At 66.7% G+C, this 18,804-nt stretch carries 24 protein-coding genes; 11 read left to right on the plus strand and 13 right to left on the minus strand.

Annotated elements, in window-relative coordinates:
• Positions 1–43 precede the first annotated feature (43 nt).
• The 3 genes from HF680_RS01585 to HF680_RS01595 form a co-directional block, all read right to left on the minus strand.
• Positions 44–604, minus strand: coding sequence for a tryptophan-rich sensory protein (locus HF680_RS01585; protein ID WP_161638850.1), 561 nt, complete (start codon positions 602–604; stop codon positions 44–46).
• Positions 605–673: 69 nt separating this feature from the next.
• Positions 674–1,174: a bacterioferritin gene (gene bfr, locus HF680_RS01590; protein WP_185223882.1), complete on the minus strand. Its 501-nt coding sequence runs from the start codon at positions 1,172–1,174 to the stop codon at positions 674–676.
• 141 nt (positions 1,175–1,315) lie between these two features.
• The gene (locus tag HF680_RS01595; protein WP_017504559.1) at positions 1,316–1,501 is read right to left on the minus strand and encodes a (2Fe-2S)-binding protein; all 186 of its coding nucleotides are present in this window, start codon (positions 1,499–1,501) and stop codon (positions 1,316–1,318) included.
• Between the two features lie 130 nt (positions 1,502–1,631).
• Between HF680_RS01595 and thiE the strand changes: the two genes are divergently transcribed.
• The 3 genes from thiE (at position 1,632) to HF680_RS01610 (ending at position 4,883) form a co-directional block, all read left to right on the plus strand.
• A complete protein-coding gene (gene thiE / locus HF680_RS01600; RefSeq protein ID WP_185223883.1) occupies positions 1,632–2,285 on the plus strand; it encodes a thiamine phosphate synthase in 654 nt (217 codons plus the stop codon).
• 62 nt (positions 2,286–2,347) lie between these two features.
• Positions 2,348–4,039, plus strand: a complete 1,692-nt coding sequence (locus tag HF680_RS01605; RefSeq protein ID WP_185223884.1) for a sensor histidine kinase — start codon at positions 2,348–2,350, stop codon at positions 4,037–4,039.
• 49 nt (positions 4,040–4,088) lie between these two features.
• The gene (locus HF680_RS01610) at positions 4,089–4,883 is read left to right on the plus strand and encodes a hypothetical protein (protein WP_205195880.1); all 795 of its coding nucleotides are present in this window, start codon (positions 4,089–4,091) and stop codon (positions 4,881–4,883) included.
• A gap of 3 nt (positions 4,884–4,886) precedes the next feature.
• Here the strand turns inward: HF680_RS01610 and HF680_RS01615 are convergent, their stop codons facing one another.
• The 3 genes from HF680_RS01615 to HF680_RS01625 form a co-directional block, all read right to left on the minus strand.
• Positions 4,887–5,228 carry a VOC family protein gene (locus HF680_RS01615; RefSeq protein ID WP_185223886.1) on the minus strand — a complete coding sequence of 114 codons (342 nt, stop codon included), beginning with the start codon at positions 5,226–5,228 and terminating at the stop codon, positions 4,887–4,889.
• 227 nt (positions 5,229–5,455) lie between these two features.
• A complete protein-coding gene (aroC, locus tag HF680_RS01620; RefSeq protein WP_185223887.1) occupies positions 5,456–6,541 on the minus strand; it encodes a chorismate synthase in 1,086 nt (361 codons plus the stop codon).
• Between the two features lie 9 nt (positions 6,542–6,550).
• Positions 6,551–7,285: a DnaJ C-terminal domain-containing protein gene (locus HF680_RS01625; protein ID WP_185223888.1), complete on the minus strand. Its 735-nt coding sequence runs from the start codon at positions 7,283–7,285 to the stop codon at positions 6,551–6,553.
• Positions 7,286–7,395: 110 nt separating this feature from the next.
• Between HF680_RS01625 and pdxH the strand changes: the two genes are divergently transcribed.
• On the plus strand, positions 7,396–8,070 hold the full coding sequence (gene pdxH, locus HF680_RS01630) for a pyridoxamine 5'-phosphate oxidase (protein WP_185224298.1): 675 nt from the start codon (positions 7,396–7,398) through the stop codon (positions 8,068–8,070).
• A gap of 7 nt (positions 8,071–8,077) precedes the next feature.
• Here pdxH and queA read toward each other — a convergent pair whose 3' ends face one another.
• Together queA and HF680_RS01640 are read right to left on the minus strand one after the other, a co-directional pair.
• A complete protein-coding gene (queA, locus tag HF680_RS01635; protein ID WP_185223889.1) occupies positions 8,078–9,163 on the minus strand; it encodes a tRNA preQ1(34) S-adenosylmethionine ribosyltransferase-isomerase QueA in 1,086 nt (361 codons plus the stop codon).
• 346 nt (positions 9,164–9,509) lie between these two features.
• Positions 9,510–10,796 carry a D-amino acid dehydrogenase gene (locus HF680_RS01640; protein ID WP_185223890.1) on the minus strand — a complete coding sequence of 429 codons (1,287 nt, stop codon included), beginning with the start codon at positions 10,794–10,796 and terminating at the stop codon, positions 9,510–9,512.
• Positions 10,797–10,931: 135 nt separating this feature from the next.
• Between HF680_RS01640 and HF680_RS01645 the strand changes: the two genes are divergently transcribed.
• The 6 genes from HF680_RS01645 to HF680_RS01670 all read left to right on the plus strand — a co-directional run bounded on the left by HF680_RS01645 (position 10,932) and on the right by HF680_RS01670 (position 15,040).
• Entirely contained in the window at positions 10,932–11,381 is a 450-nt protein-coding gene (locus HF680_RS01645; RefSeq protein WP_017504569.1) for an Lrp/AsnC family transcriptional regulator, read from the plus strand.
• Between the two features lie 51 nt (positions 11,382–11,432).
• On the plus strand, positions 11,433–11,909 hold the full coding sequence (locus HF680_RS01650) for a hypothetical protein (RefSeq protein WP_185223891.1): 477 nt from the start codon (positions 11,433–11,435) through the stop codon (positions 11,907–11,909).
• Between the two features lie 61 nt (positions 11,910–11,970).
• The gene (locus HF680_RS01655) at positions 11,971–12,315 is read left to right on the plus strand and encodes a RidA family protein (RefSeq protein WP_185223892.1); all 345 of its coding nucleotides are present in this window, start codon (positions 11,971–11,973) and stop codon (positions 12,313–12,315) included.
• A 41-nt stretch (positions 12,316–12,356) separates the two neighbouring features.
• Complete coding sequence (locus HF680_RS01660; protein WP_185223893.1) at positions 12,357–14,039, plus strand: lysine--tRNA ligase; 1,683 nt, start codon at positions 12,357–12,359, stop codon at positions 14,037–14,039.
• A 60-nt stretch (positions 14,040–14,099) separates the two neighbouring features.
• The gene (locus HF680_RS01665) at positions 14,100–14,489 is read left to right on the plus strand and encodes a hypothetical protein (protein WP_185223894.1); all 390 of its coding nucleotides are present in this window, start codon (positions 14,100–14,102) and stop codon (positions 14,487–14,489) included.
• A gap of 77 nt (positions 14,490–14,566) precedes the next feature.
• A complete protein-coding gene (locus HF680_RS01670) occupies positions 14,567–15,040 on the plus strand; it encodes an SH3 domain-containing protein (protein ID WP_039246408.1) in 474 nt (157 codons plus the stop codon).
• A gap of 63 nt (positions 15,041–15,103) precedes the next feature.
• On the opposite strand, the gene HF680_RS01675 is transcribed toward HF680_RS01670, so the two are convergent.
• The 5 genes from HF680_RS01675 to HF680_RS01695 all read right to left on the minus strand — a co-directional run bounded on the left by HF680_RS01675 (position 15,104) and on the right by HF680_RS01695 (position 17,685).
• Positions 15,104–15,739, minus strand: a complete 636-nt coding sequence (locus HF680_RS01675; protein WP_185223895.1) for a S24 family peptidase — start codon at positions 15,737–15,739, stop codon at positions 15,104–15,106.
• A 42-nt stretch (positions 15,740–15,781) separates the two neighbouring features.
• Entirely contained in the window at positions 15,782–16,222 is a 441-nt protein-coding gene (locus HF680_RS01680) for a hypothetical protein (RefSeq protein ID WP_185223896.1), read from the minus strand.
• A gap of 91 nt (positions 16,223–16,313) precedes the next feature.
• On the minus strand, positions 16,314–16,655 hold the full coding sequence (locus HF680_RS01685; protein ID WP_066552012.1) for a hypothetical protein: 342 nt from the start codon (positions 16,653–16,655) through the stop codon (positions 16,314–16,316).
• A gap of 176 nt (positions 16,656–16,831) precedes the next feature.
• Positions 16,832–17,227 carry a PaaI family thioesterase gene (locus HF680_RS01690; RefSeq protein ID WP_039246414.1) on the minus strand — a complete coding sequence of 132 codons (396 nt, stop codon included), beginning with the start codon at positions 17,225–17,227 and terminating at the stop codon, positions 16,832–16,834.
• Positions 17,224–17,685: a PaaI family thioesterase gene (locus HF680_RS01695; protein ID WP_185224299.1), complete on the minus strand. Its 462-nt coding sequence runs from the start codon at positions 17,683–17,685 to the stop codon at positions 17,224–17,226. Before HF680_RS01695 ends, HF680_RS01690 begins: the two co-directional genes overlap by 4 nt.
• 85 nt (positions 17,686–17,770) lie before the next feature.
• Here HF680_RS01695 and HF680_RS01700 point away from each other — a divergent pair, with 85 nt between their 5' ends.
• Entirely contained in the window at positions 17,771–18,802 is a 1,032-nt protein-coding gene (locus HF680_RS01700) for a ligase-associated DNA damage response exonuclease (RefSeq protein WP_185223897.1), read from the plus strand.
• Positions 18,803–18,804: the final 2 nt, after the last annotated feature.

The following is an 18,804-nucleotide window of genomic DNA, read 5'->3' on the forward strand; positions in this document are numbered from 1 at the left end:
CGATCCCTAGAGGAAGCCCCGATAAAGGGCAAGGCGACGCAACCTAATGCAGGGTGCGCCCGCCCGAGGCGTCATCGGCCTTGCGATGCAGGAAGTTTCCGAACCGCACGCCCGACCCCAGCGGCGCCGCCATCTTGCCGGCTCCTTCGTCTAGTTTGCGCGCCTCGTGGGCGAAGGCGGCGGCCAGACCGGCCGACGACATGGCGGCGATCACCTGACGCGCCATCGACGACGGCCGCAGGCCCAGCCAGACGGCGTTTACCGTCTGGGCCGCCAGCCACAAGCCCATGGCGCGGGTGCGTTCGGGCCGCGACGGCGCATTCCACACCCGCACCGCGGACAGGGTGGTGGCGGAAAACACGGCGGGCAGGATCAGGCTGAAGGCGCCCCGCGGCTTCTCGGTGATCGGCAGATCTTTCTTGCGGACCTGTTTCAGATTGCGCTTGGGCGTCAGGGCGCCCGAGGCGATGCCATGCGCCAGCAGAGCGAAGCCGACGGTCAGGGCGATCCCGGCGACCACATGGCCGGCGCTGCGGCCCTCGCTGTTCAGCAAGTCCATGGCGGCGTCGCGCACGTCGTCGATGGCGTCGTCGATATCGGTCATGGTCCGCTCCAGCTTGGCCCTGACAGGCTAATGGCCGGAGCGGATTGGGGTTCCGTCAGAAGGCAGAGCTTAGTTGCCGGTCGCCGCGCCTTCGGTGATGATCTCTTTCATCGCCGATTGCAGATAGTTCTGCGCACCCATCAGCTCGATCAGCTTGTGCTGGTTTTCCAGGAAGTCGATGTGCTCTTCCGTGTCGGTCAGGATCTTCATCAGCAGGTCACGGCTGACGTAATCGCGGGTTCCCTCGCACTGGGTCACGGCGGCGGCGGTCGTGGCGCGGCTGTCCAGTTCCAGTTGCAGGTCGGCGCCCAGGCATTCGATCGGATCCTCGCCAACCTTCAGCTTGTGCAGATCCTGCAGGTTGGGCAGGCCGTCCAGGAACAGGATGCGTTTGATCAGCATGTCGGCGTGCTTCATCTCGCCGATTGATTCTTCGTAGATCACGTTGCCCAGGTGCGCGAGGCCCCAGCTTTCGAACATGCGGGCATGCAGGAAATACTGATTCACGGCCGTCAGCTCGTTGGTCAGCACTGCGTTCAGCGTGCGCAGGATTGCGGGGTCGCCCTTCATGGCCATGGTCCTTGGTCTCGCCACGGCGCTGTCGCCGTCTGTCGAGCGCAGCCATAACACAGTAGAACGCGGCGTGTTTATTTGCGAGTTTTTATCACTGCATTGAGAGTGCGAGTGACTGTCGCCCGCAGGCGAAGCAAACTATTCGGCTGCGAGTGCGAACGCTTCGCGGCTTTCCTGAATCATCTGACGCATTTCGCAGACGCATTTGGCGCACTGGGCCTGGCACTGGTTGCGCGCGAAGATGTCGCGCGGACGACAGGCGCCGGCCTCGATGGCCTGGGCGACATCACGCTGGCGAAGACCGTTACAGTTGCAGACGTACACGAGGCGCTACACGTTTCACTGACTGAGAATGGTTCGCTATAGCAGTCCTTAAGGCGATTGCAAGTCGTTCGCATGGGTCAGCCGGCGGTGGGCCGTTGACGGATCGTCGCGGGGGCGGGCAATGACGCGCATGGCCCGAACACCCACCGTCCCCGAGCGTCCGCCCTGCCGGCTGTATCTGATCACGCCGCCCGCAATCGCCGACCTGAACGCCTTTGCGCAGACCCTCGATCAGGCCTTGGCGGCCGGCGATGTCGCGGCCTTGCAGATCCGGCTGAAGCCCGCCGACGACGGCGCCATCCGCACGGCTGTCGAGGTCTTGGCTCCCGTTGCGCGGCGTCATGATGTCGCGGTTCTGCTGAACGACCGGCCGGATCTTGCGCGGGCCACCGGCTGCGACGGCGTTCACATCGGTCAGGAAGACGGCTCGCTGGCCGAGGCGCGGCGTATCATGGGGCCGGACGCCATGATCGGCGTCACCTGCCACGACGACCGCGATCTGGCTTGGGATGCCGCAGAGGGCGGCGCCGATTACGTCGCCTTCGGCGCCTTTTATCCCACAGAGACAAAGGAAACGGTGCATCGTCCGCCCTTGGACATCCTGACGGTGTGGCAAGAAACGGTCGAGGCACCCTGCGTGGCCATCGGCGGGATCACGGTCGACAACGCCGCAGAGCTTGCCCAGGCCGGCGCCGACTTCGTGGCGGTCAGCGGCGGGGTCTGGAACCATCCTGACGGCCCGGCCGAGGCCGTCAGGCGCTTCAATGAAAAATTGAGGCCCTGACTTCAGGGGATATTAGGAACCGGCTGATCCTATGCCGATCTCTGATTGGTCGGAACCTGTCCATGATCCTGAGCCGCGCGCTCAATGTCGATGATCCCCACAGCGCGTCCGTGAAGGGCGTGCTGGCGGCTGGCCATCGGCCGAGCCCCGGCGGCGTCGACGGTCCGGACGGATCCAGCCCGCTAGTTCCGGTGCTGACGGGCGTGGCGGTCGCCATCCTGGTCGCCGTGGCTGTGGCCTATGGCCGCTCGGCCGGGCTGGTCGCCGGCCTGTGGGGCGCCAGCGGCGTCGCCGTCGCCGTCTGGCTGCGCACCAGCCGTGGTCATGCCAGCGACCTCACCTTCGCCGGCGTCCTGACCGTCAGCATCCTGATCGGCGAGATCATCGCCGGCAACAAGCCGCCGCTGGCCCTCGCCTTCACCATCGCCAATATGATCGAGATCGTGGCGGCCGTTATTCTGGCGCGTCGCTTCTCGCCCACGCTCAACCTGTCCAGCCTGAATGGCGCGGTCAGCTTTCTGTTCTTCGCGGCGGTCCTGGCGCCGATCCCCGCCGCCCTGTGCAGCACCCTGATTCTTTCGCTGATGGGCCAGGGCGACATCGTCTGGCAGGGTTTCCAGACCTGGTGGCTCGGCCACACCCTGGGCATCGCGGTCCTGGGATCGCTGGGCATGTCGTTGACGCCTGCGATGTTCGCGCGTCTGCTGAAGCCCAGGAAGCTGTTGGAAGCCGTCATTCTGATCGGCCTGGTGCCCGTCTTCTATTATGTCGCCTTCACGGGTGACGTGCCGATGGGCTTCGTCCTGCTCCCGCTGTTGCTCGGCATCGCGGTCCGGCTCGGCGTCGCCGGCGCGGCATTCACGCTGGTCGTGATGAGCATCCTGTTGGTCGGCAGCGCCATGATCGGTCATGGCCCCTATGCCCAGGGCGACCTGACCCACCAGGTTCTGATGGCCCAGATGCTGGTGCTGATCGGCTATATGCCCGTCCTGCTGGTGGCCTCATTGTTGGAAGAGCGCGATCTTCTGGCGGAGCGCGCGCGCGTTGGTCGCGAACGCGCGGAAAAGGCCTCGGAGGCCAAGTCTCGCCTGCTCGCCAACGTGGCGCATGAAATCAAGAGCCCGGTCGCCGGCATCATCGGCATCGGCGATCTGTGGCGGCAGGGCCATCTCGGGCCGGTCTCCGCCCAGCAGGCCGAGATGTCCGTCATGCTGGTCAAGACCGCGCGGCAGGTCGAAACCCTGGCCCACGATCTGCTGGACGTGGCGCGCGCCGAATCCGGGGCGGTCCGGGTCGATCTGCGCCCGACCGACATTCCGGGCCTGCTGGAAGACGTGCGTCGCACGTGCCTGCTGTGGCCCGACGCCGACCGCGTCGCCGTCGAGGTGGTGTGCGAGGGCGATGGCTTGATCGCGGTCGCGGACTCCCAGCGTCTGGCCCAGATCATCACCAATCTGACCAGCAATGCGCTGAAATACGGCGGCTCCGGCGGCCGCGTCATCCTGCGCGCGCTTCGTCAGGACGACTGCGTCCGCATCGAGGTCAGCGATTTCGGCCCCGGCCTGTCGTTTCAAAAGCAGGCGCAGCTGTTCGAGCCCTTCAACCGCCTGGGCCTCGAGCGTTCGACGGTCGAGGGGCACGGCGTCGGCCTGGCCCTGGCCAAGCGGTTGGTCGAGTTGCAGGGCGGCTCGATCGGCGTGATCTCGGCGCCGGGCGAGGGCGCCACCTTCTGGGTCGCGCTGCCCAAGGCGTGAGGTCGCGCTTGCGGTCGCACGCCGCCCGCGCGATGGTCGGGCCATGCCCATGATCGCCCTTGCCGCCGCCCTCGTGATTTCCGGACAGACGACGACGCCCCCGGCGCAACGTCCCGGTTCCAACCTGACCCGCGATCTGAACAGCGCCCCGCCGTCCGCGACCCCGCCCGCCACCTCCACCGCAGCGCCGACCCAGAGCTCGATCCCGACCCAGGCCCCGGCCCGGGCGACAGCCCAGAGTTTGCCTCCGATCGGCCAGACCCCCGCGGCATCGCCGCGTCCGGCGCCCGCCACTTCATCTGCGCCGCGCACGACCCAGACCCTGCCGCCGATCGGCCAAAGCCCGGCGGCGACGACACGCCCGGCGACCGCGACACGTCCTCAAACGCCAGCCCCGACCACAACGGCGCCTCAGGCGACCGTGCCTCAAGCGACAACGACCGCGCCTGCCGCAACCCCGCCGGCCGCCGCGCCCGCGCCGGCGGCCTTGAACGCCGCCGCCATCGCCTCTCTGCCCTTCAGCATCCAGCTGCCCGCTGGCCTCACGATCACCCCAGCGCGCGCAGGCGCGAACGCCAGCATCTATCGCGTCCAGCGTGGCGACCAGACCCTGCTGATGATCTACGCCGGCCCGTCGTCGCAGTTTCCGATCTATGACGGCGAGACGGTCCGCGCTGGCGGCCGCGCCTCGGTCGTCGTCACCGAGGGCAGCCGCCGTCTGGCGATGGAGCACCTGTTCCAGCGCGCTGCGGATCCCAAGGAGATCCACGTCTGGATCGCCAGCGTCGAGGGTGCGGACCGGGATCTGGCCGAACGCATCGGCCAGTCCATCGACGTCAAATAGGGCTCAGCCCTCGGACCACACCGCCATTTCGGTGCCGGCCGGATCGGCGAAATGGAAGCGGCGACCGCCGGGGAAGCTGTAGATCGGTTTCACGATTCGGCCGCCGGCCGCTTCGACCTTGGCCTGCATGGCTTCCAGGTCATGGGCGTACAGGATGGGCAGGGGAGCCTTGGTCTGATCGGCTTGATCGGCGTCGAACCCGCCGTCTAGGCCCTGATCGAAGGCCGCATAGGTCGGGCCGTAATCCACGAAGGTCCAGCCGAACGCCTGACTGTAGAAGTCCTTGGTCGCGGGCAGGCTGGCGGCGGGCAGTTCGAGGTAGTCCAGTTTTCCGTCTTCACGCACGGTTGATCTCCTGAAATGGACGCCACCGGTCCCTTGTCTTGCACGCGCCCTCGACATGCGCAAACCTGCAAACGGTTCGCAGTTGCAGGAATCCAGCGATGATCGTGATGACGACAGGCCTGTCGGCCCTGATGACCTTGATGCGTTGCGAGGCGCGTCCGGTTGAGCCACCGCCGAGGCTCTACACCGATCGTGGAAACCCGCGACCGGCCAGACGCAGGCCCTGATCAGCCGACCTGGGCGCGGTGCCTCAGATAGGCGTCGGCGAGGACGCAGGCGGCCATGGCCTCGACCACCGGCACGGCGCGCAGGGCGACGCACGGGTCGTGACGACCCTTGGTGCGCAGGTCCGTCTCTTCGCCGTCGCGCGTGATCGTCTGGCGCAGGGTCAGGATGGAGGAGGTCGGCTTGAACGCCACCCGCGCCGTCACCGGCTGACCCGTCGAAATCCCGCCCAGCACGCCGCCCGCCTTGTTCGACAGGAAGACCGGCTGCTTGTTCAGGTCCAGCCGCATCTCGTCGGCGTTCTGTTCGCCGGTCAGTTCGGCGGCCTCGCAGCCCGCCCCGATCTCGACCCCCTTGGCCGCATTGATCGACATCAGGGCCGCGGCCAGCTCGCCGTCCAGCTTGCCGTACAGGGGCGCGCCCCAACCCGCCGCAACGCCCGTCACCTCCAGCGCGACGACCGCCCCGACCGACGATCCCGCCTTGCGGACGCCGTCCAGATAGGCCTCCCAGTCGCCCACGACCTCGGCCGAGGCGGCGAACAGGGGATTAGTGTGCACGGCGTCGAAGTCGATTCGGTCCGGCGCAATCCGGTTCGGGCCGATCTGCACCACGCCGGCGCGGATCCTGATTCCGTCGCCCAGCACCTTGCGCGCCACGGCCCCGGCCGCCACGCGGCTGGCCGTCTCGCGCGCCGAGGATCGACCGCCGCCCCGGTGGTCCCGCACCCCGTATTTGGCCTGATAGACATAGTCGGCGTGCCCGGGCCGATAGGCGCGGGCGATCTCGCCATAGTCCTTGGACCGCTGGTCCTCGTTCTCGATCAGGATCGAGATCGGCGTGCCCGTCGTAACAGGCCCGTCGCCGTCGTCGAACACGCCCGACAGGATGCGCGCCGTGTCGCTTTCCTTGCGCTGGGTCACGAAACGGCTGCCGCCCGGCTTCCTCTGATCCAGCCACGGCTGAAGATCCGCCTCGGTCAGGGGGATCATCGGCGGGCATCCATCAACGACGCAGCCGATCGCCGGCCCGTGGCTCTCGCCCCAGGTGGTCACGCGAAACAGATGGCCGAAGGTGTTGTGCGACATGGCCCCGACTTAGGCCGCCAGACGCTCCTGCGTCCAGACCCGCGTGAAGCGCACCAGCAGGTCCTCCGCCGCCGAGGGGACATCGGACGACGGCTCCAGCGTCACGAACAGATGCCCCGCCGGCCGAGATCCGCGCGCGGGCAGGCCCAGGTCCTTCAACCGCACCCGCACCGGCGCGGCCATGTCGGCGGTGATCCAGGCCGAGCGCGTGCCGACAGGGGTCTCGATCTCGACGCGCCCGCCGTCGGCCATCAGGCGACGCTCGACGGCCCAGGTCATGAACAGGTCGTCTCCGACAACCGACAGCCCGTCCTCGGGCCGGATCAGCACCGACAGATAGAGGTCGCTCCCGTCCGCCGCCCCGCGCTTCAGCCGCAGATGATCGCCGCTGCGCAGGCCCTTCGGCGCCGTGACCCGAACCGTGCGCGCGCCCAGCCGCACCTCGACCTGACCCCCGGCCAGGGCCTGCATCGGCGACAGGACCAGAACCGGCGACGGCGCGGGCCGCGCGGCGGGCGCCGACAGAGCGGGGCGAGGGGGCTGGAGCGCCTGGATCAGCCGATAGGCCGCGATCACGCGCCGGAACCGCTCGGCGTCCCCGCCGCCCTGATCCGGCCGCGCCGCCTTCACCGCCGTGCGGAAGGCGGCCTTCAGCGTCGACGCATCGACCTCGCCGTTCAGCCCGAGGATCGACAGGGCCTCACGGACGCCGGACACATCTGAAATCGAAACAGGCGCGCTCATGCCGTCACCGTTCGCCCATCAGGGTCAATGGGCGGTTAACCCTGACGGCGACACGCCCGTTTTTGACCGCGATCATTCCCAGCCGCGCCAGCACCGACTACATCACTCGCATGACCGCATCCGTGATCCCGCCCAGCCCGTCGCGTGAGGAATACGCCCGCGACTACGCCGCAGCCTTGGCCGCCAATGGCGACGAGACCATCTTCGACCGACCCGAACCCATCGGCCTGTTCGTCGAATGGCTGGCGGACGCGAGGGCGCATGAGCCGAACGATCCGAACGCCATGACCCTGTCGACCGTCAACGCCGACGGCCTGCCCGATGCGCGGATCGTCCTGCTGAAGGACGTCGATGCGCGGGGCTTCACCTTCTATTCGAACAGCGAAAGCGCCAAGGGCGTCGAACTGGCCGGTTGCGCGGCGGCCGCCCTGACCTTCCACTGGAAATCCCTGCGTCGCCAGGTGCGGGTGCGCGGCGCGGTCGAGCCGGTCACGCCGGCCGAGGCCGACGCCTATTTCGCCAGCCGCGCGCGCGAAAGCCGCATCGGCGCCTGGGCCTCGGACCAGTCCCGACCCCTGTCGGACCGCACCGTGCTGGAAGAGGCCGTGGGTCGCGAAACCGCGCGTTTCGATGGTCAGGAGGTGCCGCGCCCATCTCACTGGACCGGCTGGCGCGTCGTGCCCCGCTCGGTCGAGTTCTGGCGCGATCGCCCTTTCCGTCTGCATGACCGACTGCGGTTCGACCGCGACGGCGAGGCCTGGCGCTCAGGCCGCCTCTGGCCCTGACACGCGATCAGTCGCGGAACAGCAGCGATCCGTCGCCGTAGGAATAGAAGCGATAGCCGTCGGCGACCGCATGGGCATAGGCCGCCTTCATCGTCGCCGTGCCCGCAAAGGCGCTGACCAGCATGAACAGCGTCGATTTCGGCAGGTGGAAGTTGGTCATCAGCACATCGACCGCCCGGAACCGATAGCCGGGCGTGATGAAGATGGCCGTGTCGCCGTGGAAAGGTTTGATCTCGCCGTCCTCGGCCGTCGCATTTTCCAGCAGCCGCAGGGAGGTGGTGCCGACGCAGACGATGCGCCCGCCGTTCGCGTGGACGGCGTTCAGGGCGGCGGCGGTGTCTGGCGACACCTCGCCCCATTCGCTGTGCATCTTGTGGTCGGCCAGATCGTCGGCCTTGACCGGCAGGAAGGTGCCGGCCCCGACATGCAGCGTCACCGCATGGGTCGAGACGCCTTTGGCTCGAATGGCGTCCAGCAGGGCCGGGGTGAAATGCAGCCCCGCCGTTGGCGCCGCGACCGACCCGTCATGCTCGGCGAAGACGGTCTGATAGTCCGACCGGTCGCGGTCGTCCTCGGGCCTTTTGGCGGCGATATAGGGCGGCAGGGGCATGACCCCGACCTCGCGGATCGCATCGTCCAGCGCCGGTCCGGCCAGGTCGAAGGTCAGGGTGATCAGCCCGTCTTCCCTCTTGGCCGTCACCGTGGCGTCCAGCCGTCCCAGGTCGCAAGCGGCGTCGCTCGCGTTTCCGAACCGGATCCGATCCCCCGGCTTGATCCGCTTGCCCGGCTTCATGAAGGCAGACCAGACGTCGGGCGCGTCGCGGTGATGCAGCGTCGCCTCCACCTCGACCGTCAAGGTTTCACCCTCGGCCCCGATCCGTTGACGCACGCCCGACAGACGGGCGGGAATGACCCGCGTATCGTTGAACACCAGGGCGTCGCCGGGCTGCAGGAAGTCCGGCAGATCGCGAATGATCCGGTCTTCCAGCGCGCCGCCTTTCACCACCAGCAACCGTGCGGAATCGCGCGGATCGGCCGGGCGCAACGCAATCCGGTCCTCGGGCAGGTCGAAATCGAAATCGGCGGTCTTCATCGCGCGCTCTATAGGGCGCTCCGACGCCCCGCGCCACGTCGCGGCGTGCTGCCAGCGCATCGTCGGCGCGCCGCTGTCTGATTCACAACGGGTTTTCGCGCCCGAACGGCGTCTAACCGACCGCGCCCCGGCCGTGTGATAGACTTGTGGGCGATCTTTGACAGCGTAAGTTCAGGCGGAAGGGACGGCGAAATCCCGCCCGCGCCTCACCCGGATGACGGCGCCGGATTAGACGAATTAGACACTTTAGACGGTGATTTGCCGTCCGCGACCCAAGGGCTCACGGCGCAAGCAATTAGACGAATTAGACTCTTTAGACGGTAAAATTCCCCGCCGCCGTCTGATCTCAGCTGTAGCCCGGCGCGAACGCCCCGGCCCAGGCGCCATAGCGGTTCAGTGACAGGTCGCGGGTTTCGATCTCGGGCGCCTCGCCGTCGATCATGTCGGCCAGAACCCGCGCCGAGCCGCACGCCATGGTCCAGCCCAGGGTGCCGTGGCCGGTGTTCAGATAGAGCCCCGGAACCTTGGTCGCGCCGATCACCGGCGTGCCGTCCGGCGTCATCGGACGCAGGCCCGACCAATAGCTGGCGCCCGCCAGGTCGCCGCCGCCCGGAAACAGGCTGCCGACCGAATGGGCCAGGGTCTCGCGGCGGACGGCGGGCAGGGTGTTGTTGTATCCCGACAGTTCGGCCATGCCGCCCACGCGGATGCGGTCGCCCAGGCGCGTGATCGCCACCTTGTAGCTCTCGTCCATGACGGTGGAGACGGGCGCCCGGTCTTCGTTCACGATCTTGGCCGTGATCGAATAGCCTTTCACCGGATAGACCGGCAGATCCAGACCCAGCGGCTTGGCCATCATCGGCGAATAGGAACCGAGCGCCAGGATCACCAGATCGGCCGTCATGGCGCCCTTGCTGGTCAGGGCGCCGGTCGCACGACCGTCCGTCATCGTGATCGACTGGATCTCGGTTCCGGTATGGAAGACCACGCCGCGCTCCGCCGCCAGCTTCGCCAGGGCGTTGGTGAACAGGAAGCAGTCGCCGGTCTCGTCATGCGGCAGACGAAGACCCCCGACGAAATCGACGTCGGAGGCGGCCAGGCCCGGCTCGGCGGCGATACAGCCCGCGCGGTCCAGAACCTCGCACGGCACGCCGGCGGCCTTCAGCACATCGACGTCCTTGTGCACGTCGGCCAGCTGCTTTTCCGTGCGGAACAGCTGCAGCGTGCCCTGCTGGCGACCGTCGTAAGTGATGCCGGTCTCGCGGCGCAGCAGGTCGATCTGGTCGCGGCTGTATTCGGCCAGACGCACCATCCGGCTCTTGTTCAGCGCATAGCGTTCATGGGTGCAGTTGCGCAGCATGGCGACGGTCCAGCGCACCATGGCCATGTCCAGCCGCGGCCGCACGATCAGCGGCGCGTGGCGCATCAGCAGCCACTTCATCGCCTTGACCGGGATCGACGGCGCAGCCCAGGGCGCGGAATAGCCAGGCGAAATCTGCGCGGCGTTGGCGAAGCTGGTTTCCAGCGCCGGGCCGGCCTGCCGATCCACGACCGTGACCTCATGCCCCGCCTGGCTGAGATACCAGGCGGTGGTGACGCCGATGACGCCCGATCCAAGCACCAGAACCCGCATGTGACGTTCCCAAGCCCAATGTTGTTATTCGCCGCAAGCTAGCGCCGCATGGATCGACGATCCTGCCTGTTTGCGCAACGATCGGTCGCTGATAGAAGTCTGACGCAATAATCTGCGGCTGAACGGCGGAAACTTGTGTCCCTGCTCGATCCTCTCGATCAACGCCTCCTTCAACGGCTCCGCGCCGACGGGCGCATCAGCAATGCGGACCTGGCCTCCGCCGTCGGTCTGTCGCCTTCCGCCTGCCTGCGGCGCGTGCGGCGGCTGGAAGAGCGCGGGGTGATCCGGGGCTATGCCGCCGTCTTGGCCAACGACAGCGACGACGGCGTCGTCGCCTATGTCGAGATCACGCTGGAGAAGCAGACCGACGACCACATGCGTCGGTTCGAGGCGGCCGTCCGCAACCATCCGGAAATCCGCGACTGCTATCTGATGGCGGGCGAGGCCGACTACATCGTCCGCGCCGTCGCGCCCGACATCGCCGCCTATGAGGTGATCCACAAGGACGTCCTGTCGCGTCTGCCGGGGGTGTCGCGCATCCACTCCAGCCTGGCGATCCGCAACGTCCTGGCGGCCCGCGCCTGAAACGGGCTGAAACGGGCTGAACCTTCCGGCCCGGTCGGGTGTTGTGGCGGCATGAAAGCCCTCGACCTCCTCCCATCCGCCCTCATCGGCGCTGTCGCCAGCGCCCGCTCCATGACCCCGATGGCGGCCCTCGCCACCGCCGAACTGGCGCACAAGCCTTTGCCCGGCCGCGTCTTCCTGCTGAACCGGCCGCTGTTCAAGTTCGGCGCGCTGGCCATGGGCGTCGGCGAGCTGCTGGGCGACAAGATGAAGACCGCCCCCGATCGCACCGTCTTTCTGGGCCTGTTGGCGCGGGTCATGAGCGCGGGCATCGCCGGCGCCGCCCTGGCCCCGCGCGGCAAGGAGAAGTTGGGCGCCGGTCTTGCGGTCGGCACGGCTGTGCCGCTGGCCTATCTGACCCTCTCGGGCCGCAAGAAGGCCATGGCCCGCATCGGCCAGACCAAGAGCGGCTTGATCGAGGACGTCTTGATCGTCGGGGCCGGCGCCTTGGTCGTCGGTCTGACCGTCTCGCGGTTCAACCGCCGCTAGCCGCTCGACAGCCGGGCCCCGGCGGCGATAGGTGAGGGACGTTTTCGAAGGACCCCCGACCATGATCACCCGCATCCAGCCCGGCGCCCGCATGAGCGAGGCCGTCGTCCACGGCGACACCATCTATCTGTCGGGCCAGGTCGGCGAACCCGGCGACGACGTGGCGACGCAGACCCGAACGGCGCTGGCCGAGATCGAAGCCCTGCTGGCCGAGGCCGGCAGCGACAAGTCCAGGATCCTGATGGCCCAGATCTGGCTGGCGGACATCGCCGACTTCGAGGCGATGAACGGCGTCTGGGACGCCTGGGTCGACACCTCCAACCCGCCGGCCCGCGCCACGGGCGAAAGCCGCCTCGCGTCGCCCGACTACAAGGTCGAGATCATCGTAATCGCCGCCAAAGCCTGATCACGGTTGACCGGGCGGGATGCAGACTGCAAACCGCCGCCATGCTTCAGAACCTCGAAACCCTCGCCCGCGAGGCCAAGTCCTGGCCCTTCGAACAAGCCCGCAACCTGCTGGCCCATGTTCTGAAGAAACGGCTGGGCGAGGCCGAGCGAGCCGAAGCGCGCGCCCTGATCGACGCCGGCAAGGCGGATGAAGCCCTGGCGGCCTTTCCCGCCTTGCAGCGCCCGGTGATCCTGGAGACCGGCTATGGCCCGTCGGGCCTGCCGCACATGGGCACCTTCGGCGAGGTCGCCCGCACCACCATGGTGCGCAACGCCTTTCGCGCCCTGACCGGCGACCACTGGCCCACGCGCCTGATCGCCTTCTCCGACGACATGGACGGCCTGCGCAAGGTGCCGGAGGGCGTGCCGAACCCGGAGATGCTGCGCGAGGACCTGCACCTGTCCCTGACGCGGGTGCGCGATCCCTTCGGCACCCACGACAGCTTCGGCGCGCACAACAACGCCCGCCTGCGCGCCTTCCTCGACAGCTTCGGCTTCGACTATGAGTTCATGTCCTCGACCGAGACCTATAGGTCGGGTCGGTTTGACGCGACGTTGCTGACCCTGCTGGAGCGGTTCGACGCGGTCCAGGCCATCATGCTGCCGACCCTGGGCGAGGAGCGCCGCGCCACCTATTCGCCCTTCCTGCCCATCAGCCCGATCACCGGCCATGTGCTGCAGGTTCCGACCCTGGCGCGCAACGTCGAGAAGGGCACGATCACCTTCGAAGATCCCGCCGGCGAGCCGGGCAACCGCACCGAGGTGCCGGTCACGGGCGGTCATGTGAAGCTGCAATGGAAGCCAGACTGGGCCATGCGCTGGGTCGCGCTCGACATCGACTACGAGATGTCGGGCAAGGACCTGATTGAGAGCGTGCGCGAAAGCTCCAAGGTCTGCCGCGCCCTGGGCGGCACCCCTCCCGAAGGCTTCAACTACGAGCTCTTCCTCGACATGGAGGGCAAGAAGATCTCCAAGTCCAAGGGTAACGGCCTGACGATGGACGATTGGCTGCGCTATGGCACGCCCGAGAGCCTGTCATGGTACATGTTCCAGTCGCCGAAGTCGGCCAAGAGCCTGCACTTCAACGTCATTCCGCGCGCCATCGACGACTATCTGGCCTTCATCGAAAGCTACAAGACCCAGGAGCCGGCCAAGCGGATCGACAACGCCGTCTGGTCGATCCATGCGGGCGATCCGCCGACCCACACGTCGCCGGTGTCCTTCGCCCTGCTGCTGAACCTGGTCGGCGTGGCCAACGCCTCGACCAAGGACCAGCTGTGGGCCTATTTCGCCAAATACCTGCCTGACGCGACGCCGCAAAACGAGCCGCTGCTGGACCGGCTGATGGACCACGCGCTGAACTACTACGAGGACTTCGTGAAGCCCGCGAAGTCCTATCGCCTGCCGGACGACAAGGAAAAGGCGGCGCTGCTGGATCTGGCCGAACGGCTGAAGGCGCTGCCGGCCGACACCACGGACGGCGAGCTGATCCAGAATGAGGTCTATGCGGTCGGCAAAGCGCATGAATTCGAGCCGCTGCGGGCCTGGTTTGGCGCGCTCTACGAGGTGCTGCTGGGCGCTAGCCAGGGGCCGCGCTTCGGTTCGTTCGCCGCCATCTACGGCCTGCCGCAGACGATCGCCCTGATCGAAGCGGGCGCAAACGGAGAACTGGCGCAACCTTGACCTTGCGTCAGGGTTGTTGCGTGATGCCAGCCTGAAGGGACGTAGCCGGGGGAGGCGAGGTTGCGTTACGAGATCGATGAGGCGAACAGGGTCCTGATGCTCGACCTGGTGTCGGCCGGGTCAGCCGACCGCGTGCTGAAAGCGACGGTCGATCTGATCACGCAAAGGCCCGAGCTCTGCAGCTGGGACTGGATCGTCGAATGCGAACCCATGACCGACGACGCCACCGTCCAGCATTTGGCGAAGCTGGCTGAGGGCTGGGGGCCGCCGCCGTCCGTCGAGGCGGTGACGGTTTTCGTGACAAACGACCGCATGCTCCATCTGTGGGCGCGCGTGCTGGACTTCCAGTTCGTGCGCCGGAAACACTTCATCGAACGCGACATCGATATCGCCAGACGATTTGTCGCCCGCCGCCAGTCCGCGCGCATGGCCAAGATGAACGGAAAATAACGGCGAAGCTCCGGGAGCCTTCAGGTTCGTCCGTGCATTCTCCCCTCATCGGCAAACGCGCTGACAGGAGAAGAGTTATGTCGAACAAGATTTTCAAGACCGGTCTGGCCACCGCTGCCGCCTTGGCCGCGATGGTGACCGCCGCCCCAATGTCCGCCCAGGCTCAAGCCAACGGCGTGACCAACTGTGACGCCCCTGGCGGTCGCCAGCGTGCGGGCGCCCTGATCGGCGCCGTGGTCGGCGGCGTGGTCGGCTCGAACCTCGCCCGCAACGAGCGCACGGCTGGCACAATCGTCGGCGCGGGCGCCGGCGCCGCAGCCGGTTCCTACATCGGCTGCAACCAGCAGCGCGCCCGCGCTGCATCGGCCTCCAGCGGCGCCCAGTATCGCGCTTCGTCGAACCTGCGCATCCGCAGCGGCCCCGGCACCAACTATCGCCAAGCCGGCACGCTGTCGGCCGGCCAGCCCTTCACCGCCATCGGTTCGCAAGGCGAGTGGGTGCAGATCGCGGGCGGCGGTTGGGTGAACGCCCACTACGTCACGGCCAACTGAGTTCAGTTTGCCGTCCATCGAAAGCCCCGTCCGGTTCGCCGGGCGGGGTTTTTGCTGTGCGCGTTACTGGCTGACCCAGAGGATCCGGGCCATCCATTCGATCTCACGCCGGGGCACGACCCTTGGCGGATGGTCGGGATTGATCGAGGCCAGGGTGACGGCGCGGCTGGTCAGGCTGGTGACCTCCTTGGCCACGGTTTCTCCGCTGGTCAGGCGGGCGACGACACGATCGCCTCGTCGCACCTGCGTCGCTTCCTGATCGACGATAACGCGATCGCCTTCGCGATAGAGGGGCGACATCGAATCGCCGGTGATCTGAAGGCTGAACAGGGTGTCCTTGGCGCGCGGCAGGTCGGTCTCATCCCAGCCTTCGCCGACCGGCAGGCCAGCGTCGTCGAAGAACCCGTCCTGACCCGCCTTGGCCAGACCCAGCAAAGGCACGCTGGTCGGGGCATCCGGCGCATCTTCGGCCAACACCGCAAACTCAGATAGCGACAGGCCCGTCGCCTGAAGCACCAGCGTCATGCTCTCGGTCGAGGGCCAGCGCGGACGCGGCGGATCGCCGGGGCCGAAGCGTTTTGAGGGATTGAAACTCGTCGCATCCAGACCGGCGCGCCGCGCCAACCCGGACGGTGTCAGACCCTCACGCCGGGCCAGGGCGTCGACGGCCTTCCAAAGCTTGGCGTGGGATAGCGGCATCGTGTTCCAGCGACCGATTCGTCGCGAGAATACGATCAGATGCTAGGAATTTCTACCTATCAGTTCAGCCGCCCGGCGCTCCTGCCAAGCGTAGAGCGTGCCGACGATGATGCATACGATGATCAGATAACCTGTCAGATTCATGATTGTGTAAAGTGACGATGCAGACACTGCTTGACCAGTGAACGCCATGATGTGGGCCATCACGACAATAAGTTGTAAGCCGCTAGCCCAAACCGGCCAAGACTGACGGTGCCGCCAGGCGATCGCAGCAAAAATGCCGAGCAGCGAAAGGTCGATCAGAAACAATCCCAAAGGAACGCCTCTGAAGCCGCTGCCTTCTTGCATCACAATGGTCGCAAACCAAGCAAACAGGTAGGCGCCCGCACCGATCCGCTCGGAGCGGCCGCCTTTAAGAAAGGCGAATAGCGCCATGCCGACCATGAAGACGGCGCCAATAATCGCGTAGACGATATTCAACATGACAAATCGCCCCCGCGCGAAAATGCGCGAGGGCGATAATGACCGAAATTAGCTTCGACTGAAATCTCGTTCAGTGAAGCTTACCAACAATTCACGCGACGCGAAGATGCCCTTTGACGGGCTTGTCTTCCCACCAATCGTCGGGCTTGGCGACCGGGCCGGCGGCGTAGGTGCCGAAGCCAAGGCGGCGGTGATCTTTTTGCAGTTCGGCGTGGCAGGCCACGATGGATTCACGCGCGGCCGAGAGGGCGGCGATCGTTTCCATGGCCTTGGCTTGCGACATCGTGCCGGAAACCGGCGACAGCGACAGAGCGGCGCGAGCGCCGATGAAGGATTGAACCAGCGTGGTCGCCTGGGTGATCGCGGCGTCGATCGCGAGTTCGGTAGCATGCAGATCGCCAGCAACGCTGGTGACGACTTCAGTGCGGTCCATGAAAGCCCCTCAAAGACAGGTTTGCAAGAACCGTATGGTTATCACGTCTTAACCCTGTTTGGTAGAGCAATCTTTACTATATCGGCAATCGCGCGTTGAAGCGCCGCCGTAAGCAAGGCGTTGAAACCCAATGAGAGCAAGAAGTCGGCGCGAATCAGCGCGCTAGGGCGCGGTGATCAGTCCTGGTTGTCCAGTAGGAAGTGTGCGGTAAGAGACGCAATCGGCTGTTGACGTTCTTCCTGCCATGCCTCCGCATGCACATGAGCCACGCGACGACCCGCCCGACTGATGCGGGCGCGAGCGAAGACGTCGATCGGCCTGCCGGTGCGCAGATAGGCGACCGTGACATTGATCGGGCGGGGTAGTCGCGGACCCGGAAAGCTGAGCGCCACCTGAGCCATCGCCGTCATTTCAAGAAGGGCGGCCGTCGATCCGCCGTGCAGAGCGGGCAGCATCGGATTGCCGATCAGCTTGTCGTCGAAGGGCATGACGACAGTGACCTCGTCGCCGCTGACCAGGGTCTGAAGGCCGAGAAAGCGGGCGTATGGCATGCGGTTCAGGATGTCGGTCATGCCGCCGCTCCTTTCGCATGGGACGCGCGTTCGCGGGTCTGATTGAGGATATAGGCGGCTTGCGCAGCGGCGACCGGGTCGGCGGGATCGTCTTCGAAGGCACAGGCGCGCACGAAGGCGATGCTGGGCGTCAGCCGGAAACATAGGCCCTGCGCCAGCAGATCCTGACGCGGCCTTGCCGCGCGCATATAGTCGACGCGCAAATCCAGGGTGGCGATGGGCTGGAAGGCGTCCATCGCGGTCCACACAGCCAGGCCGCCGATATGGTCCAGCAAGGTCGTCACCAGACCGCCCGCGAAGACGCCGCTGTCGGGATCGCCGACCAAATCCTCACGCCACGGCACGCGAATGCGGGGCTGGCCATCGTGCAGGCCGTCGAAGGTGAAGCCCAAGGCGCCGGTGTGGGCGGCGCCGGCGGCCAGTTGCGGCAGGATGGTGGTCAGAAAACTCTCGTGCATCGTGCGGACTGAACCTGTTGCGCCGATTTTCGGGGTCATCCTCTATGGGGCGGCGACCCGACGGCGTCGAGAGCGTTACCGCAAGATGATCCGCCCCGAAGACCTGCTGCATCCCACGCCCGCCGGCCTCTACTGTCCGCCGGGAAATTTCTACATCGACCCGGTTCGGCCGGTGGATCGCGCCGTCATCACGCACGGCCATGCCGACCACGCGCGCGCCGGTCACGGGGCGGTGCTCGCGACGCGCCAGACCCTGGCGATCATGGCTGAACGTTATGGCGCGGATTTTACGCTACAGCCCCAATCGGTGGAATACGGCGAGGCGACCGCGATCAATGGGGTCGATCTCAGATTGGCGCCCGCCGGCCATGTGCTGGGTTCGGCCCAGGTCGAGGTGCGCTGGAAGGGGCTGATCATGGTCGTGTCCGGCGACTATAAGCGCCGCCGCGATCCGACCTGTGCGCCGTTCGAACCTGTGCCGTGTCACGTTTTCATTTCGGAGGCGACGTTCGGCCTGCCGGTCTTCAGCCATCCGCCGGCGGACGAGGAAGTCGGGCGGCTGGTGCGGTCGCTGGGACAGTTTCCCGAGCGGGCGCATCTGGTCGGCGCCTATGCGCTGGGCAAGGCGCAGCGGATCATCCGTCTGCTGCGCGAGGCTGGATGGGATCGCACCATCTATGTCCACGGTGCGCTGGAGCGGCTGAACGCCCTCTACGAAAGAGAAGGAGTCGATCTGGGCCCGCTGGCGCCGACCCGTGACCTGCCCAAGAATGCGCTGGGCGGCGAAGTCGCCATCGCGCCGCCGTCCGCCATCCAGGATCGATGGGCGCGTCGATTCGCCGATCCGGTCACGGCCTTCGCTTCGGGCTGGATGGGCGTGAAGGCGCGGGCGCGGCAGCGCGGCGTGGAACTGCCGTTGGTCGTGTCGGATCATGCCGACTGGAACGAACTGACCGCGACCTTCACCGAGATCAAGCCGGAGGAAATCTGGATCACCCACGGCCGTGAGGAAGGGCTGCTGCGCTGGGCGGAGATCAACGGCCAGAAGGCGAGGGCGCTGCGACTGGTCGGCTATGACGAAGAGGACGAAGAGGCGCTGGACGTTCGCCCGGACTGATG

Origin of the sequence: Brevundimonas huaxiensis (genome assembly GCF_014218725.1) — a bacterium.
Classification (GTDB): Bacteria; Pseudomonadota; Alphaproteobacteria; order Caulobacterales; family Caulobacteraceae; genus Brevundimonas; species Brevundimonas huaxiensis.

Excerpts from the sequence above, each read along its gene's own strand:
- HF680_RS01585 (WP_161638850.1), bottom strand. The coding sequence starts at position 604 with ATGACCGATATCGACGACGCCATCGACGACGTGCGCGACGCCGCCATG.
- bfr (WP_185223882.1), bottom strand. The coding sequence starts at position 1,174 with ATGAAGGGCGACCCCGCAATCCTGCGCACGCTGAACGCAGTGCTGACC.
- thiE (WP_185223883.1), top strand. The coding sequence starts at position 1,632 with ATGGCCCGAACACCCACCGTCCCCGAGCGTCCGCCCTGCCGGCTGTAT.
- HF680_RS01605 (WP_185223884.1), top strand. The coding sequence starts at position 2,348 with ATGATCCTGAGCCGCGCGCTCAATGTCGATGATCCCCACAGCGCGTCC.
- HF680_RS01610 (WP_205195880.1), top strand. The coding sequence starts at position 4,089 with ATGATCGCCCTTGCCGCCGCCCTCGTGATTTCCGGACAGACGACGACG.
- aroC (WP_185223887.1), bottom strand. The coding sequence starts at position 6,541 with ATGTCGCACAACACCTTCGGCCATCTGTTTCGCGTGACCACCTGGGGC.
- HF680_RS01625 (WP_185223888.1), bottom strand. The coding sequence starts at position 7,285 with ATGAGCGCGCCTGTTTCGATTTCAGATGTGTCCGGCGTCCGTGAGGCC.
- pdxH (WP_185224298.1), top strand. The coding sequence starts at position 7,396 with ATGACCGCATCCGTGATCCCGCCCAGCCCGTCGCGTGAGGAATACGCC.
- queA (WP_185223889.1), bottom strand. The coding sequence starts at position 9,163 with ATGAAGACCGCCGATTTCGATTTCGACCTGCCCGAGGACCGGATTGCG.
- HF680_RS01640 (WP_185223890.1), bottom strand. The coding sequence starts at position 10,796 with ATGCGGGTTCTGGTGCTTGGATCGGGCGTCATCGGCGTCACCACCGCC.
- HF680_RS01650 (WP_185223891.1), top strand. The coding sequence starts at position 11,433 with ATGAAAGCCCTCGACCTCCTCCCATCCGCCCTCATCGGCGCTGTCGCC.
- HF680_RS01655 (WP_185223892.1), top strand. The coding sequence starts at position 11,971 with ATGATCACCCGCATCCAGCCCGGCGCCCGCATGAGCGAGGCCGTCGTC.
- HF680_RS01660 (WP_185223893.1), top strand. The coding sequence starts at position 12,357 with ATGCTTCAGAACCTCGAAACCCTCGCCCGCGAGGCCAAGTCCTGGCCC.
- HF680_RS01670 (WP_039246408.1), top strand. The coding sequence starts at position 14,567 with ATGTCGAACAAGATTTTCAAGACCGGTCTGGCCACCGCTGCCGCCTTG.
- HF680_RS01675 (WP_185223895.1), bottom strand. The coding sequence starts at position 15,739 with ATGCCGCTATCCCACGCCAAGCTTTGGAAGGCCGTCGACGCCCTGGCC.
- HF680_RS01680 (WP_185223896.1), bottom strand. The coding sequence starts at position 16,222 with ATGTTGAATATCGTCTACGCGATTATTGGCGCCGTCTTCATGGTCGGC.
- HF680_RS01685 (WP_066552012.1), bottom strand. The coding sequence starts at position 16,655 with ATGGACCGCACTGAAGTCGTCACCAGCGTTGCTGGCGATCTGCATGCT.
- HF680_RS01690 (WP_039246414.1), bottom strand. The coding sequence starts at position 17,227 with ATGACCGACATCCTGAACCGCATGCCATACGCCCGCTTTCTCGGCCTT.
- HF680_RS01695 (WP_185224299.1), bottom strand. The coding sequence starts at position 17,685 with ATGCACGAGAGTTTTCTGACCACCATCCTGCCGCAACTGGCCGCCGGC.
- HF680_RS01700 (WP_185223897.1), top strand. The coding sequence starts at position 17,771 with ATGATCCGCCCCGAAGACCTGCTGCATCCCACGCCCGCCGGCCTCTAC.